The following is a 2,431-nucleotide window of genomic DNA, read 5'->3' as shown; positions in this document are numbered from 1 at the left end:
CTAAAATTGGTTATAAACAAAAACTCACCCTTTTTTAGAGTGAGTTTTATTGTTTATTTTAAAAGTGTTTATGGACGATAAATTTTCTCATAAAGATCTTTATATATTTCTTTAATAATATTTCGTTTCATCTTCATGGTAGGGGTTAGGTGCCCTCCATCTATAGACCATACATCTGGCGTTAACTCGAAACGTTTAATTTGTTCCCATTTTCCAAACTTGGTATTACAAGAGTCTACTTCTTTTTGAATTCTGTCTATTACTAATTGAGATGCCGATATCTCTTCGTTAGATTTTCCTATGTGATGTCCTTTTTTATCTATCCAATCTTTTATAAACTCAAAGTTAGGTTGTATGATAGCGGCAGGCATTTTTTCTCCTTCTCCAACTACCATAATTTGTTCTATAAATAAAGATTGTTTTAAATCGTTTTCTAGTAGGGTAGGGATAACATATTTTCCTCCAGATGTTTTAAACATTTCCTTTTTACGACCAGTTATTTTAAGGAAACCGTCTTCATCTATCATACCTTTATCTCCTGTATGGAAGTAATCTCCCGTCATTACACTAGCCGTTTTTTCAGGGTCCTTATAGTAGCCTTTCATTACATTTCTACCTTTTATAAGTAGTTCGCCATCTTCTGCGACTTTAACTTCTACACCATCAATAGGTTTTCCTACAGCACCAATTTTAAACATATTATCTGCGTATTTTCCAACGGATACAACAGGAGAGGTTTCGGTTAAACCATAGCCTTCCATAACTTGCATTTTTGCTGCACAGAATATTCTAGATAATCTAGGCTGTAAAGCGGCACTACCAGAAACCATTGTTGTTAATTCTCCTCCAAGTGCTTCTCGCCATTTACTAAATATTAATTTATTTGCAATTTTTAGTTTAAACTCATACCATGCTCCGTTTTTACCATAAGGTTCCCATTGTTCTCCTAATGCTATTGCCCAATGAAAGAGTTTACTTTTTATACCTGTTAACTCAGTTCCTTTAGCATAAATTTTGTCATACACTTTTTCTAGTAGCCTAGGTACAACACTCATTAAATTAGGTTTTATTTCTTTGGCATTATCTCCAATTTTATCTATGCCTTCTGCAAAGTATATAGAAACTCCTGCATGTTGATATACATATATTAACACACGCTCGAAAACATGACAAATAGGTAAAAAACTTAATACTCTTGGGTTACCATGAGATAGTGGTAATCTTGGTATACTGTTTAAAACATTACTTGTAATATTATCATGAGACAACATTACTCCTTTTGGTTTTCCTGTAGTACCAGAGGTGTATATAATTGTTGCTAAATCGTCTGGAGTAACGGCATCTTTTCTTGCGTCTACTTCTGCTTGATTGCTAGTTTCTTTTCCTAATTCAAATAATTCTGAGTAATGTTTACAGCCTTCTATATGGTCGAAACAGTAAACTTCTTTAAGTTTTGTATTTGCTTTTATTTTATTAACTTTTGCTAAGACTTCTTCGTCTGATACGAAACAGTAAATAGATTCGCTATGGTTTAAAACATACTCATAATCTTCAGCAGAAATGGTAGGGTAAATTGGAATATTTTGGGCGCCTATTTGTAGCACTCCAATATCTACTATATTCCACTCTGTTCTATTTGTTGTAGATATTACAGCAATTTTATCATTTTTTTGCACGCCTAACTTTAAAAGTGCGCGACTCATTGCATTTGCTTTATCTATATATTCTTTAGTAGACGTTTTAATCCATTCTCCATTATATTTTGTAACTAAAGCGGCATCTAAATTGTGTTTTTCTAGTTGATAATAGGGAAAATCGAAAAGTCGTGTAATTTCTGTCATTCTCTTATAGGACGTTAGTATGTTCTTGCAAAGTATAAAAAATACAAGGATTATCAAATGTGATAATTAAAAAAGAAAGTAGTATAACAACACCTCTTTTTTATATTGTTATTAATAATTGTCTGGAAACTATCTATTTATATAATGTCGTTATTTACTTTAAATCATGACAAAAATAAGGGAGTTATTAAAAAATAACTCCCTCTGCTAATTAAATGATAGCAAAAATTTATGCTTCCTCGTATATATTTAATAACTAACTGTTTTTAAATGAACCCCTTAACTTTCATTTGATTAAATATGTAGCACAAATTCTTCGTAAAAGTATGTAGAATTTAAGAATTACAAATGTAAAAAATCGTAATTTTTACTCTTTTAGATATTCTTTCATAAAAGTATTATCCTTTTTAAAATACTCTTTTGGAGACTCTTTCATGAATAATTTGAATTCTTTTAAAAAATGAGACTCGTCATAATAATCGTACATAAAAATTAAATCTTTAAATTTAATAGGCTTACTGGCATATTTTCTCATTAACTTTAAAAAGCGATAGAGTTTTATGTATTTTCCAGGGGTTACACCTACAATT

Annotated in this window: 2 protein-coding genes; both read right to left on the bottom strand. The window is 30.6% G+C overall.

Annotation, left to right across the window (positions count from 1 at the left end; translation table 11 throughout):
- Positions 1-68 precede the first annotated feature (68 nt).
- A complete protein-coding gene (locus ACVC2P_RS06460) occupies positions 69-1,841 on the bottom strand; it encodes an AMP-dependent synthetase/ligase (RefSeq protein ID WP_452597660.1) in 1,773 nt (590 codons plus the stop codon).
- Positions 1,842-2,208: 367 nt separating this feature from the next.
- Positions 2,209-2,431: helix-turn-helix domain-containing protein (locus ACVC2P_RS06455; RefSeq protein WP_452597659.1), on the bottom strand; the 223-nt coding region annotated here is incomplete at its 5' end.

Source organism: Pontimicrobium sp. MEBiC01747 (assembly GCF_053601635.1).
Note: the sequence above shows the minus strand (reverse complement) of the source record. Positions and strands in the feature narration are given on the sequence as shown.